The 12,665-nt window shown below is 36.6% G+C and carries 14 protein-coding genes; 10 read left to right on the forward strand and 4 right to left on the reverse strand.

Annotated features, from left to right (window positions below; genetic code table 11):
* Positions 1 to 379: 379 nt before the first annotated feature.
* From RFW85_RS05975 to RFW85_RS05985, 3 genes are all read left to right on the forward strand, one after another.
* On the forward strand, positions 380 to 649 hold the full coding sequence (locus RFW85_RS05975) for a YARHG domain-containing protein (protein WP_002122146.1): 270 nt from the start codon (positions 380 to 382) through the stop codon (positions 647 to 649).
* 17 nt (positions 650 to 666) lie between these two features.
* On the forward strand, positions 667 to 1,080 hold the full coding sequence (locus RFW85_RS05980) for an HIT family protein (RefSeq protein ID WP_005069390.1): 414 nt from the start codon (positions 667 to 669) through the stop codon (positions 1,078 to 1,080).
* Positions 1,081 to 1,335: 255 nt separating this feature from the next.
* A complete protein-coding gene (locus tag RFW85_RS05985) occupies positions 1,336 to 2,454 on the forward strand; it encodes a porin (RefSeq protein ID WP_170248521.1) in 1,119 nt (372 codons plus the stop codon).
* A 108-nt stretch (positions 2,455 to 2,562) separates the two neighbouring features.
* Here the strand turns inward: RFW85_RS05985 and RFW85_RS05990 are convergent, their stop codons facing one another.
* Together RFW85_RS05990 and RFW85_RS05995 are read right to left on the reverse strand one after the other, a co-directional pair.
* Positions 2,563 to 3,156: a YidB family protein gene (locus RFW85_RS05990; RefSeq protein ID WP_170248520.1), complete on the reverse strand. Its 594-nt coding sequence runs from the start codon at positions 3,154 to 3,156 to the stop codon at positions 2,563 to 2,565.
* Between the two features lie 99 nt (positions 3,157 to 3,255).
* Positions 3,256 to 3,717: a DUF6231 family protein gene (locus RFW85_RS05995; RefSeq protein ID WP_005069394.1), complete on the reverse strand. Its 462-nt coding sequence runs from the start codon at positions 3,715 to 3,717 to the stop codon at positions 3,256 to 3,258.
* A 39-nt stretch (positions 3,718 to 3,756) separates the two neighbouring features.
* On the opposite strand from RFW85_RS05995, the gene RFW85_RS06000 reads away from it, so the two are divergent.
* Positions 3,757 to 4,626 carry a DUF2797 domain-containing protein gene (locus RFW85_RS06000; RefSeq protein WP_216076543.1) on the forward strand — a complete coding sequence of 290 codons (870 nt, stop codon included), beginning with the start codon at positions 3,757 to 3,759 and terminating at the stop codon, positions 4,624 to 4,626.
* Between the two features lie 35 nt (positions 4,627 to 4,661).
* Here RFW85_RS06000 and lpxB read toward each other — a convergent pair whose 3' ends face one another.
* Positions 4,662 to 5,837: a lipid-A-disaccharide synthase gene (gene lpxB, locus RFW85_RS06005; RefSeq protein ID WP_170248518.1), complete on the reverse strand. Its 1,176-nt coding sequence runs from the start codon at positions 5,835 to 5,837 to the stop codon at positions 4,662 to 4,664.
* A gap of 220 nt (positions 5,838 to 6,057) precedes the next feature.
* Here lpxB and RFW85_RS06010 point away from each other — a divergent pair, with 220 nt between their 5' ends.
* The 4 genes from RFW85_RS06010 (at position 6,058) to RFW85_RS06025 (ending at position 10,410) form a co-directional block, all read left to right on the forward strand.
* Positions 6,058 to 8,217: a TonB-dependent siderophore receptor gene (locus RFW85_RS06010; RefSeq protein ID WP_170248517.1), complete on the forward strand. Its 2,160-nt coding sequence runs from the start codon at positions 6,058 to 6,060 to the stop codon at positions 8,215 to 8,217.
* A gap of 66 nt (positions 8,218 to 8,283) precedes the next feature.
* On the forward strand, positions 8,284 to 8,583 hold the full coding sequence (locus RFW85_RS06015) for a hypothetical protein (RefSeq protein ID WP_174730491.1): 300 nt from the start codon (positions 8,284 to 8,286) through the stop codon (positions 8,581 to 8,583).
* Entirely contained in the window at positions 8,576 to 10,132 is a 1,557-nt protein-coding gene (locus RFW85_RS06020) for a PepSY domain-containing protein (protein WP_216076542.1), read from the forward strand. Before RFW85_RS06015 ends, RFW85_RS06020 begins: the two co-directional genes overlap by 8 nt.
* Complete coding sequence (locus RFW85_RS06025; protein WP_033849947.1) at positions 10,129 to 10,410, forward strand: hypothetical protein; 282 nt, start codon at positions 10,129 to 10,131, stop codon at positions 10,408 to 10,410. The genes RFW85_RS06020 and RFW85_RS06025 overlap by 4 nt, the downstream gene beginning before the upstream one ends.
* Here RFW85_RS06025 and RFW85_RS06030 read toward each other — a convergent pair.
* Positions 10,385 to 10,501, reverse strand: a complete 117-nt coding sequence (locus RFW85_RS06030) for a hypothetical protein (protein WP_170248516.1) — start codon at positions 10,499 to 10,501, stop codon at positions 10,385 to 10,387. The two genes, RFW85_RS06025 and RFW85_RS06030, sit on opposite strands and share 26 nt — an antisense overlap.
* Positions 10,502 to 10,562: 61 nt before the next feature.
* On the opposite strand from RFW85_RS06030, the gene RFW85_RS06035 reads away from it, so the two are divergent.
* Both RFW85_RS06035 and RFW85_RS06040 read left to right on the forward strand, forming a co-directional pair.
* Entirely contained in the window at positions 10,563 to 11,450 is an 888-nt protein-coding gene (locus tag RFW85_RS06035; RefSeq protein ID WP_033849945.1) for a sulfite exporter TauE/SafE family protein, read from the forward strand.
* A 96-nt stretch (positions 11,451 to 11,546) separates the two neighbouring features.
* Positions 11,547 to 12,656, forward strand: a complete 1,110-nt coding sequence (locus RFW85_RS06040; protein ID WP_081404725.1) for a 3-deoxy-7-phosphoheptulonate synthase — start codon at positions 11,547 to 11,549, stop codon at positions 12,654 to 12,656.
* Positions 12,657 to 12,665 lie beyond the last annotated feature (9 nt).

Consider the following 12,665-nt stretch of genomic DNA (forward strand, 5'->3'; position numbering starts at 1 on the left):
TACTTTTGATAATGTTATTAATAACTGGTTTTTTCGTTGTCCAGATTACATGCTAAAAGGCTTCTATAGTAGTAAACAAAAACCCTGAGCCCTTCCATCAAATTTTAGATCATTACAACAAAACACAAGTATTTTATATCGGCCAAAACTGTGAGTCATAAGGGGCTAGATAAGAATCAGATTATTGAAAAATATATAAATAACCACTTAAGCTTATGTTTTATTTGATATTTTTTAAATTATTGATATTTAATAACTTTATTCAATCTCTGAACAAATTCTAAACCAAAATGACACTTGAGTAATTAATAGTCATTGAAATATTGGTAAGAAACCTTATATTGAGTACAGGTTCATACCTTTAACTGAGGAAAAGCTCATGAATAAATTTATGGTTGCAGTCTTTACTGGCATGGTGAGCATTGCTAGTTTAGGCGTACAAGCTGCAACACCTGAGCAAGAATGTCAAAAATTGCAAGATGATTACAATTTGATTTATGCGTCAAAAGGCTTTTGTTTTAAAGATCCTGATGCTAAAGAAAAATATGGTAATGAAAACTGTCATACGACAAAACCAAAGTTTTCTGACAAAGAACAACAACGTCTTGACGCGATTAAAGAACGTCAAAAAGAATTGAAATGTAAATAATTTTAAAGGAATAATACATGGCATACGATGATCAAAATATCTTCGCAAAAATTTTACGTGGAGAACTTCCAGCGATAAAAGTCTATGAAGATGATCAAGTTCTAGCTTTTATGGATATTATGCCTCAAGCCGATGGTCATACATTAGTTATTCCAAAAACACCTGCTGTAACACTGCTAGACTTACCTGCTGAAGCAGCAGCCTATACTATACAAATTGTTCAAAAGATTGCTAAGGCAATGGAAAAAGCGCTCAATTTGGAAGGTATTGTATTGATGCAACTTTCTGGAGCAGCAGCAGGACAAACTGTTCCACATGTTCATTTTCACCTAATTCCAACAAATGTGCATCATCTTGGACGCCATGCTGTTGAATTAGGAGATCAAGAAAAAATTAAAGAATTAGCTGAAAAAATTAAAGCAGCTCTTTGATTTTTAAATGGTTAAAGCGGAGTTTAGGCTCCGCTTTTTTTCATCTTCAAACTATAAAAATGCAAAGAAACTAATTTATTACTAAATTTTAAACGTCATAAAACTGTCATTTATTCTTCACTTCCCTGTCACAAAGTTTACCGATACTGCTTAGCAAGTTGGTGAGCTTCTGTAATTTTTTGTACACAAGTCAACTACAAAATAAATAGTTAGCTAGGCATACGCCATTTTTAAAATAGTTTTGGAGAAATCTCAATGAAGAAATTGCTACTCGCTGCCGCAGTTGCAACTTTGAGCGTAAACGCGGTGCAAGCAGCGCCAACTTTGTATGGCAAACTAAATGTTTCTATTAACCAAGTTGATAATAAAAATTTCGATGGTAAAAGTGACGTTACCGAAGTTAACTCAAACTCTTCTCGTATTGGGGTAAAAGGCGAAGAGAAATTAACTGACAAGTTATCTGCTGTTTATTTAGCTGAATGGGCAATTTCTACTGATGGTTCAGGTTCTGATACTGACCTTAGTGCTCGTAACCGTTTTATCGGTTTAAAAACTGAAGGTGTTGGTACCTTAAAAGTAGGTAAGTATGATTCTTACTTCAAAACTGCTGCTGGTGGTAACCAAGACATCTTTAATGACGATACACGTTTAGATATTACTAATATCATGTATGGTGAAAACCGTTTAGATAACGTAATCGGTTTTGAATTAGACCCTAAATTATTAGCTGGTTTAAAGTTCAACATCATGGCTCAAACTGGTGAAAGCACCTCTGATAGCAAACAAGGGGAAACTGGTAAAGACAGCAAAAATGATAGCTTTGACTCTGTATCAACTTCAATTGGCTACGAGAACAAAGACCTTGGTTTAGCAATTGCTGCAGCTGGTGACTTTGGTATTAAAGGTAAATATGCAGCTTACGGTCTAAAAGATGTCTATACAGATGCTTACCGTGTAACTGGTTCTTATGATATTGCTAAATCTGGTTTTGTAGTAGGTGCTTTATGGCAACATGCTGAACCTACTGATGACTTGACTGCTTATAAAACGTCAAAAACTACGCGTGTAGATGGTGTTGATAAAACTACAGATACTTATACAAACTACAAAGGTTTAGAAGAAGAAGCATATGCAGTAACAGCTGCTTATAAAATTCCAAACACTAAACTTAAAGTAAAAGCAGAATACGCTTCTGCTGAAACACAAGTAAGTGGCAAACAAGATCGTAAAATCGACTTGTACGGTTTAGGTCTTGATTACCAAATCAACAAACAAGCTCGCTTCTACGGTATTGTTGCTCAACAAAAACGCGACTGGATTAAAGAAGACGACAAACAAACTGTTGTAGGTACTGGTATCGAATATAACTTCTAATAAGTTAAGTTTGATTCAAATCTAAAATAAAAGGGCTAACGCCCTTTTATTTTATTATTCAGTTTTAAAAAGCCAATATTTTTATATCGGCTTTTTTTACCTTGTAGCTTACTTTAAGAAACCACTTACCAGATTCATAACGTTTTGAATATCTTGGTTGGCTTCTTGATGGTCAGTACTATCACCTTGAGGTGTTAACGAGTCAATGACTTGAGGTAAAACGGAAGCAATTGCACTATAAACCTGTTCTTTTGGCGCTTGAGCTTGAGCAGCAACTTGCTCGATGTCGGCGGGATTAAATAAACTCTGCAATTGTTGAGTTGGAACTTCGCTATTAGTCTGATTTGGGTCAACCCAACTTTGAACTTGGCTACCTAAACCAGCACCTTTTAGCTTTTCCAAAGCAGACTGCAAACCGCCTTGTTGCTGTACCCAGCCCAAAATTAAAGGCACAACTGCAATCAATAAACTTTGTACGCCGCCACCTGCTTGAGGTATACTGTTATTATTACCTGTCACTTGCCCTAATACAGAACCTAATACTCCTCCAAGGCCACCTTGAGCGCCAGAAGAAGTATTGCTCCCCATTTGTCCTAGTACTGAACCTAAAATTCCACCTAAACCGCCTTGACCTGATGCTTGCTGATTTCCACCTAAAGCCTGTTTAGCCAAAACTTCTACAATGTTGCTTAAATTTGTCATGAGTAACTCTTATGTATGGTTTATACATGAGCATACGCGGATTCTTGTTAAGACAGCAAAAGCCAAATTGTTAAATTTTGAAAGAGATTTAAAGCCCTTTTACCAGCGGAATTTATTCCAATTTTCCGGGTTTGCCCAGAACTTTGAATTAAACCAATCTGGTACATGTTTATAGGTCAAGATGTTAAATTGCCATAAAGCGAAATCACTATCATGTGATGTCTTATCAATCAATTGCGTAAAACCCAAAGAACGCAAAAGCTGCTCATCACTACGCTTGCTTACTACAACAATTCTTTTTGCTAATAAATCTCTTAGCTTTACTAATAATTGTGATTTTTGCACATCGCTGATGTTCTGCATTTCATCAGTATCAAACAGTACAAAACCTAAATCATAACGCTGAGTAAAAGGCAGACTTAAAAGCTCAGTTACGGTAAAATAGTGCCATTGAATTGCGTTATTCTGGTCAATTTTCTGGCCAATACAAAGTGCAGTATGAATGGGCTGTTCATTTGATAAATCGTCTAGCATAGAAGTGATGACATTTTGTTCAGCCATAACTGCAACCCTTAATTGAAAGATGTGAGTTTAAACTTTATGGAACTACAAGGCATTTGCCATAAAATGCATGCAGGCCTAAAAGATGCTAGTGTAACTGATCAACAGACAACCAAGGCAAATGTTGAATACAAATTTGTATTAGACCGTTCAGAAATTGATCTTCCTTTTAATTTAGGACAAGAACTAGAAATCGAATGGACAGGTAATATTTATTGCACCTCTTGTGGCGCTAAAACACCGAAGTCTTATTCTCAAGGTCACTGCTTCAAATGTTTTAAAACTAAAGCGGAATGTGACCTTTGTATTATGAAGCCAGAAACATGTCACTATCATTTGGGCACATGTCGTGAAGATGATTTTGCCCATAGCGTTTGTTTCCAACCTCATATTGTATATTTGGCAAATTCAAGTGCTTTAAAAGTGGGTATTACTCGTGTTAGCCATATGCCAGGTCGTTGGTTAGATCAAGGTGCAACTCAAGCCTTACCTATTTTAAAAGTTGGATCACGCCGTTTATCTGGTCAGCTTGAAACCATGTTTGGTTCTTTAATTGCTGATAAAACAGATTGGCGTAAACTCCTCAAGGGTGAAGCTGAACCTTTAAATATGGTTGAACAACGTGATCAGTTAATCAAAGAGTTCGCCCCTAAAATTCAATCTATTCGTGAAGAATTTAGTCAAAACCTTGAATTTAACGAAACGGTTGAGCTATTAGAAAGTGAATTGCCACGTGAGTTTGTTTATCCAGTTGAACAATATCCTGAAAAAATTAAGTCTCTAAACCTCGATAAAACACCGAAAATTCGCGGTGTTTTACAAGGTATTAAAGGTCAATATCTAATTTTTGATATTGGTGTTATCAACATTCGTAAATATACGGGTTACGAGCTGATTGTACGTGCTTAAGTAGATCTAAAAAGCCCCTAAAAATGGGGTTTTTTTTACTTTCCAAGTACTTTTAGGATTGCTTGAACTGGATCTTCTGTATTTCCAGAAATAAGCTGTTTATGCATGGTTAAATGTTGCATCACTTGAATTTGAGCGGTTTCTACATTCATCAATTTTTCTATTTCAGCTGCTAAATTTTCAGGTGTTGCATCAGCTTGAATCAGCTCCTGAATCACTTTTTTACCCGCAATAATATTAGGCAAAGAGTAATAAGGAATTTTCACCAAGAATTTAGCAATTAAATAAGTTAACCAGTGCAATTTATAGAAAGTGACCATTGGTCGATGCATCAGCATTGCTTCTAATGTTGCAGTCCCAGAAGCTAAAGCGATAATATCACTTGCGTTCATGACCATACGACCGATTTTTGATTCACTATCCGTATTTTCTAAAATATGAATTTTTGCTTTTAACTGAGGCGCTAATTGTTCAACACCCTGCTCAATCTGTTGTTTACGAGCATCATTAATTGCCGGAATTAAAAATTGAATGTCAGGATATTTGGTATGCAAAATATTAGCAGCACCCAACAGCATAGGAAGAAGTCTCTCTACTTCACCCTTTCGACTCCCTGGCAACAAGGCAATATGTTTCTGATTTTCATTAATACCCAATTGTTGCTTAGCAATTTGAATTGGGTTCTCAAGTGGCAATTGTTTAGCTAATGGGTGGCCTACAAATGCTGCTGGAACTTCATATTGTTCATAAAAAACTTTTTCAAAAGGAAATAAGCAAAGTACTAAATCTATACTTTGCTTGATGCCATGTACTCGCCCTTGACGCCATGCCCAAACCGATGGGCTCACATATTGAACTGTTTTTATTGGAAGATTCTTTTCTTTAATACTTTTAGAAAGTCTGAGGTTAAAGTCTGGTGCATCAATTCCAATAAAAATATCAACTGGTTTTTGAGTCCATTGACTGATTAAACCATCCCTCACGGCGAATAATTTTTTTAAGTCTTTTAAGACCTCAACAATGCCCATCACAGACAGAGTTTCCATTGGGTAATAACCGTTAAAACCTTCAGCAATCATTTGAGGACCACCGATTCCTTCAAATTCGGCATCGATTCCCTGTTCTCGAAAACTACGCATAAGCTTCACACCAAGCGTATCTCCAGAAACTTCCCCAACTACAATGCCTATTTTAAGTTTTCGGTTTGCCAAGGTGATTTACCCAAGAATTTGAAATAATGCATTCTAGCATAGAGATTTATCAATCTTGAACTTGATCTATATGTACTTACCAAGAGCAGCCACAGCACAGGCTATCTAAAATTACACTCATTCACCATCTTTTAATCTAAATTAACAATGCAATTTGAATTGTAGCTTACATTTACAAACAATAAAATAAATGAGAATTATTTACATTATCTTTAATCTTATGAATATCCCACCTCGACCATTTAAGCTTACCGTAATCGCCTGCGCGATTTGTTATGCAAACCTCTCTTATGCTCAAGACTCAGAGGTACAAGCTTTACAGACGATTCAAGTTAAAGCATCAAATGCTGAACAGGCTTCTGAACAAACCAAAGCATATAATGTTAAAAATTCGAGTAGCGCAACCAAGCTTAATATTGAGGCTAAAGAAACTCCTCAAACCATTAATGTCGTTACTCGTCAGCAAATAGAAGATTTTGGTCTTACTAGTACTCGCGATGTTTTAAAAAACACCCCAGGTGTAACCGTCTCTAGTCAAGAAACCGAGCGAACTACTTATATGGCTCGTGGCTTTGAGATTTCAAATATTTTAACTGACGGCGTAGGCTTTCCCCTCTCAGGTTATAACTATAACAATACGAATCCTGATACTTACTTTTATGATCGTGTAGAAGTTGTTAAAGGTGCTGATTCTTTAACTAACGCCTTCGGCGACCCAAGTGCAACCATCAATAATATTCGAAAACGTCCAACTCAAGAATTCCAGGCAAGTGGCGGCCTAAGTTATGGCTCTTGGGATACGCAGCGTTATGAAGCTGATGTCTCTGGCGCAATTATACCGAGTGGAAAAGTACGTGGCCGTATTATGGGCTATGAGCAAACGGGTGATTCTTACATTGACCGATATTCTTCAGAAAAAAATGGTTTCGCAGGTATTGTTGAAGCTGACTTAACAGATACTACTTTACTCACCGCAGGCTATAACCAAGAACAAAATAAACCGAATGCGAATAACTGGGGTGCTCTGCCCTTACTCGATGCAAATGGCAAACAAATTTCATATGACCGCTCATATAATCCAAACCCTGACTGGGCGCACTGGGATAATGAGACACAAAATGCTTTTGTTGAATTAAAACAAAAAATTAATGACCTATGGACGGCTAAACTGACTTATAACTATCTTGATACCAAGCATAATAGTCGTCTTCTTTATTATTATGGATATCCCAAAGCTGATGGTTCTGATGTTGCTTTAACAGCTTGGGGAGGACAAGAACATCAAGAAAAACATGCTGTCGATTTTAATCTTGAAGGGAGCTATAAGCTTTTTAACCAAGAACATGAGGCAACTTTAGGCTACAGCTACGTACGTAACCATCAGCAAGATAAACAATCTTCAGGTTTTATTAACGATGCTGATATTTTGAATGATTACTCTCAAGGATATTTACGCCAGCTCACGACAAATTGGGCAAGCTGGACACCGCAATCTATAACTTGGTCAGATTTTACAGAAGCTGCAAACTATAAACAGAATATTAACTCCATCTATGCTGCGACGCGCTTACATCTTAATGAAGATTTAAAACTTTTACTTGGTGCAAACTATGTACAGGCTGAAAGTAAAGGTGAAAGTTATGGTTCTCCAATGTCATATAGTGAAAGTAAAGTCTCACCATATGTTGGACTAACCTATAACTTTACACCTGAATATACAGGTTATATGAGTTATACCTCAATTTTCCGTCCTCAAACTGGTATTGATAAAAATACCAATCAAGCTTTAAAACCTATTGATGGTAAAAGCTATGAAATGGGCGTAAAAAGCTCATGGCTAGATGACCGTTTAACAGGAACACTTTCAGTATTTAAAACTGAACAAAATAATTACCCACTACGCAGTTCAGATGGAAATCCACTTAATCGAAAAGTACCAACTAGTGATTTAGAGTCACAAGGTGTAGAAGTTGGTCTATCAGGTCAAATCACAGATAATGTGAATCTTTCTTTCGGTTATGCTCAATTTAGTATTAAAGATACCAAAAATGGTGGCGAGGCAAGAACTTATAATCCAAACCAGACGCTTAATTTGCTAACCACCTACACTCTGCCAGCTTTACCTAAGCTGAAAGTTGGTGCAGGTTTACAATGGCAAGATGGGATAAAGTTATATGATTCAAATGTAAACAGTACGATCAAACAAGATGCATATGCTTTAGTCAATTTAATGGCGAGCTATGAAGTCAATGATCATATTACGCTTCAAGCAAATGGTAATAATATTTTTGACAAGAAATATTTAAATAGTTTCCCCGATGGGCAAGCTTTTTATGGAGCTCCAGCCAACTATACAGTTGCTGTAAAATTTAAATATTAATACTGTAGCCAATCTCAATTTAGGGATTGGCTTTACTTATTATTCTTTGTTTATGTGCCAATAAAGATGTCCAAAACTGTAAATCTCCCAGTGTCATATCGTATAAAAGTTTTCTATCGTTTCTTGCTAGTTTTCGGTATGGGCTTTGCCTGTATGACGTATTTAAGTCTTGGACTCACTGGAATTTTCCTTTTGAATCTGGACAAAGCTGAGGCTATCTATCTTTCAGCATTTATAGCGATTTTATTTTACGTAGTCTTTGTGATTGTTGGGTTCTGCATTCAATCATTATTGCGACTGACCATTCTATCAATCGCGCTATTAGCCCTTTTCTTTATTGTGACACGGACGGTAGGTTATGCATAAAGGTATACGTCAATCTATGGCATGGCTACACTCATGGACTGGCTTAATTTTTGGATGGCTTGTGTTTGCCATTTTCTTAATGGGAAGTTTGTCCTACTACCGCCATGAAATTAATTTATGGATGCAACCGGCGCTTGCGCAATATGAAGTAAAGCAAGATATTGCTATTAAAACAGCCTATCAATATTTACAAGAAAACGCTCCAGACGCTAAATCTTGGTATTTAACTGTTGCAACGCCAGAAAGTCCGGTCAACACCATGTATTGGGAAAAAGCTGACGGCAGTTATGGCAATGCCACACTTGATGCTAACACGGGAAAAGAGCTTCAACTTTCGGCGACCCTAGGCGGCGATTTTTTTTACCGCTTCCATTACCAACTTTTTGGAATTCCAATCATAGTTGGGCGATTAGTCGTATGTCTTGCCGCATTTATTATGCTGATTGCTTTGGTTTCAGGCATTATTACTCATAAAAAAATATTCACTGACTTTTTTACTTTACGTACATTTAAGTCTCAGCGTTCATGGTTAGACTTTCATAATATTTCTTCAGTCGTTGCTCTGCCCTTCTTTTTAACTATTACATTTACAGGCTTAGCTATTTTCTCTTATTTATATCTGCCTTGGGGAATGCAAAAGCTTTACCCTGAAAACCCTTATCAATATTTTACCGAAATCCGCACAAAGACTGTGCTTGAGAATCAATCGATTCAACCTGCTCAAAACTTAGCTATTGAGAAGATGCTGAGCCAAGTTCAACAAAGTTGGGGTAACCAACCTTTATCAACAATGAGTGTAAAAAATCCAAATACGAACCAAGCTCAAATTACCTTTATTCAAAAAGAAGATCACTCTATTACCCGGAATCAGGCTCAAATTACATTGAATGCTTCAACAGGCAAAGTCTTAGCAGACACACGTAATAATAGTGCTATTGCAATGCTGAATGCAGGAGTTTACGGTCTACACATGGCAACATTTGCCCAGCCTTTACTTCGCTTAGGTTTGTTCTTTTCTGGCATTTTAGGCTGCGTCATGATTGCCTCTGGTTTACTACTCTGGAGCCTTAAACGCCAAATTCAAAATAAGAACAGTAAGTTTCACTTTGGACACTATTTAGTTGACCGTTTAAATATTGCAACGTTTGTTGGCTTACCTTGTGCAACTGTCGCCTACTTAAGCGCTAATCGATTATTTACAATCACTTCAAGCACAATCAATTATGAAATTTATAGTTTTTTCTTCGTTTGGCTAATCAGCTTAATCATTGCATTAATCACTAAAAAACAGCATTTGTGGCGAACTCAACTTAGCGTTTTTATTATGCTATGTATTGCACTTCCAATCTTAAATCTAAGTTATTTACTTAAACATGAGTATGTTCAAAGCCTCAGAGATTATTGGACGTTTGCACGTGTAGATGTATTTTTGTGGGTCTTTGCAACTTTAGCCATTTTTATATTCTGCAAAATTCAACCTATCCAGCATAAAGCTGTCGCAAAAATTCAAAAAAAGCTGAATAAACTAAATACTGAGGTGAGCTCATGATTCTTATAGCGTTCATCTTAATTTTATTAGGTATGTACTTGTTATTTATGGCGAGCGAAAAATATCGATCGCCGAAATCGACAGGTCATTTCAAATCGTTAGCACAAAAGTATTACCGACATTTCAAAATAGCCGCATTTATATTATTTGGTTTGTGTGCATTTATTCTTATTCAACAATATAAATTTTCAATTGGTTTTGTCAGTTGGTGGATCTTTGCAACGCCATTAACTTTTCTTCTTATACTTTTAATTAACCCACTAAAGTCATCAAAATAATCATTTTCTTAAAAAAATGATGAAAAATAGTACAAGCTAAGCAAAATTTTCGTTGCTTAGCTTTTTTTTGCATAAGTAAATCATTATTCATGACAACTGTTTATCTCTAAAAGGAATAAGATATCTGCGTTTCGTGATAAGTGGCGATAAAGATGTCTGGTGCTTTTGAATTTATCTTAGCGGGTATGTTAGTTGGTTTCTGTGTAGGGATTACAGGAGTTGGTGGTGGATCATTAATGACACCAATTTTAATTGGTCTTTTTAGAATTGAACCTCATATCGCGATTGGTACCGATTTACTTTATGCTGCAATCTCAAAATTTTGTGGATCAATGGTTCACGCAAGAAAGCTCAATATTGTCTGGCCAATTGTTTTATGGTTGGCTGTAGGTAGTATTCCTGCATCTTTTGGCACCGCATGGGTACTTGAGCATTATTTAAGCCAGTCAACACACTATAAAGCTGTATTAACTATGGTACTAGGCTTTATGTTGACCTTAACTGGTGTTTCCATCATTTTCCGTACTCGTATTGAGAAATTCTTTAATAAATTCAGGAATAAAGAAGTCGCTCAAACTGAAAATGAACAGTTGGCAATCCATAAAAAACGTAGCTTTATCGTGATTATGGGCATCATTTTAGGTGTATTCGTAACCCTTTCATCAGTTGGTGCGGGTGCATTTGGGATCATGGCACTTGTGATTATGTTCCCGAACTTGCCAATGATCCGAATTATTGGGTCGGATGTTGTACATGCAGTATTACTTACCTTAGTAGCTGGCCTTGGGCACATGAGTGCTGGTAACGTCGACTTTACCCTTCTGATGTGGTTATTGGTGGGTTCGATTCCAGCAATTATTATTGGAACATTAATTAGCTCTCGTATGCCTGAACGTTTAATCCGAAAAATTCTAGGGATTACCCTATTTGCCCTCGGTGTTAACTTTATGGTTCATCCAGTCAAAGCAAAACCGAAAGCACCTGTGGTACAACAACAAGCAGTAGTTGCCGAAAAAACAGGCAACTCGACTGAAAGATAGTAAAATCAATAGGATTTTTCCAATCTGAAATACTATGAGATGTAGTATTTTCATAATTATTTCATGGTATATTCAGTACACAAAACAACCTTTAGTATGATCGAACCAGTGACAGCAATGACTACACATTCAAATTCCGTTTCAAAGCCAGATATCGACGACGTTAATATTAAAAGCATTCAAACTCTTGTAACACCAGCTGAGCTTAAGTCAGAACTTCCTTTATCTGACGTTGCTTCGCAAACTGTTCTAAAAGGCCGCGAAACTATCCGTAATATTTTAGATGGTTCAGATAAACGTTTGTTTGTCGTTATTGGTCCTTGCTCTATTCACGACCCCAAAGCTGCTCACGAATATGCTGATCGCTTAAAAGTACTTAGTGAAAAAGTTAAAGATTCATTGTATTTAGTTATGCGCGTTTATTTTGAAAAACCACGTACAACTATTGGTTGGAAAGGCCTAATCAATGACCCTGATATGAATGACTCATTTAATATCGAAAAAGGTTTACGTATTGGCCGTAAACTCTTGCTTGAGTTAAATGAAAAAGGTTTGCCATGTGCAACTGAAGCACTCGACCCGAACTCTCCACAGTACTACCAAGACTTAATTTCATGGTCTGCGATTGGTGCACGTACAACAGAGAGCCAAACTCACCGTGAAATGTCTTCTGGTTTATCATCACCAGTTGGTTTTAAAAATGGTACAGATGGTGGTTTAACTGTTGCAACCAATGCGATGCAATCTGTTAAATATGGCCATAGTTTCTTAGGTCTAAATGAAGACGGCCAAGTTTCAATTATTAATACAAATGGTAACCCTTATGCACACGTTGTATTACGTGGTGGTAACGGTAAACCGAACTATGACGCAGGCTCGGTTGCAGAAGCAGAAAATGCTTTAGCAAAAGCTAAAGTGAGCAACAAAATCATGATTGATGCGAGCCATGCTAATTCAAATAAAGACCCGTACTTACAACCACTTGTTCTTAAAAATATTACTGAACAAATTTTAGATGGTAATAAGTCAATCGTAGGTATTATGGTTGAAAGTCACCTGAAAGGCGGCCGCCAAGATATTCCGGATAATCTTTGTGATTTAGAATATGGTAAATCAGTAACTGATGGTTGTATCGATTGGGAAACTACTGAAAAGACATTGCTTGAAATGCATGAAGCTTTAAAAGATGTTTTACCAAACCGTTAATTCATCTTT

It is taken from the genome of Acinetobacter sp. 12966, from assembly GCF_031196995.1.
GTDB classification, from domain to species: Bacteria; Pseudomonadota; Gammaproteobacteria; order Pseudomonadales; family Moraxellaceae; genus Acinetobacter; species Acinetobacter geminorum.

Coding starts and splice junctions, on each gene's coding strand:
- RFW85_RS05975 (WP_002122146.1), top strand. CDS start 380: ATGAATAAATTTATGGTTGCAGTCTTTACTGGCATGGTGAGCATTGCT.
- RFW85_RS05980 (WP_005069390.1), top strand. CDS start 667: ATGGCATACGATGATCAAAATATCTTCGCAAAAATTTTACGTGGAGAA.
- RFW85_RS05985 (WP_170248521.1), top strand. CDS start 1,336: ATGAAGAAATTGCTACTCGCTGCCGCAGTTGCAACTTTGAGCGTAAAC.
- RFW85_RS05990 (WP_170248520.1), bottom strand. CDS start 3,156: ATGACAAATTTAAGCAACATTGTAGAAGTTTTGGCTAAACAGGCTTTA.
- RFW85_RS05995 (WP_005069394.1), bottom strand. CDS start 3,717: ATGGCTGAACAAAATGTCATCACTTCTATGCTAGACGATTTATCAAAT.
- RFW85_RS06000 (WP_216076543.1), top strand. CDS start 3,757: ATGGAACTACAAGGCATTTGCCATAAAATGCATGCAGGCCTAAAAGAT.
- RFW85_RS06010 (WP_170248517.1), top strand. CDS start 6,058: ATGAATATCCCACCTCGACCATTTAAGCTTACCGTAATCGCCTGCGCG.
- RFW85_RS06015 (WP_174730491.1), top strand. CDS start 8,284: ATGTCCAAAACTGTAAATCTCCCAGTGTCATATCGTATAAAAGTTTTC.
- RFW85_RS06020 (WP_216076542.1), top strand. CDS start 8,576: ATGCATAAAGGTATACGTCAATCTATGGCATGGCTACACTCATGGACT.
- RFW85_RS06025 (WP_033849947.1), top strand. CDS start 10,129: ATGATTCTTATAGCGTTCATCTTAATTTTATTAGGTATGTACTTGTTA.
- RFW85_RS06030 (WP_170248516.1), bottom strand. CDS start 10,501: ATGAATAATGATTTACTTATGCAAAAAAAAGCTAAGCAACGAAAATTT.
- RFW85_RS06035 (WP_033849945.1), top strand. CDS start 10,563: ATGTCTGGTGCTTTTGAATTTATCTTAGCGGGTATGTTAGTTGGTTTC.
- RFW85_RS06040 (WP_081404725.1), top strand. CDS start 11,547: ATGATCGAACCAGTGACAGCAATGACTACACATTCAAATTCCGTTTCA.